Below are 375 nucleotides of genomic sequence, written 5' to 3' on the forward strand. Positions count from 1 at the left end.
GACAACCAGGATGTTGGCTTAGAAGCAGCCATCATTGAAAGAGTGCGTAATAGCTCACTGGTCGAGTGACTCTGCGCCGAAAATGTAACGGGGCTAAACACACCACCGAAGCTATGGCTTGGATCGACTTCACTGCTTCTTTGAGGCGGTGTTTATCACAAGGACATTTTTGTCAGACAAGGATTGAAATCTTGAATGACCAAATGTTTCTCAGGGGATAAACACAGGGCTTCGAAGCTGGAGTGAAGTCGATCCAGGGGTAGGGGAGCGTTGTATGTACGTTGAAGGTGTACCGTAAGGAGCGCTGGAGAGCATACAAGTGAGAATGCCGGTATGAGTAACGAAAAGATCAGTGAGAATCTGATCCGCCGAAAG

1 rRNA gene is annotated in these 375 nt (G+C 48.0%); it reads left to right on the top strand.

Annotation, left to right across the window (positions count from 1 at the left end):
• Positions 1-375 (top strand): 23S ribosomal RNA (locus tag PQG66_RS25290); the annotation flags it as partial.

The organism is Paenibacillus sp. JJ-100, from assembly GCF_948329825.1.
Classification (GTDB): domain Bacteria; phylum Bacillota; class Bacilli; order Paenibacillales; family Paenibacillaceae; genus Paenibacillus.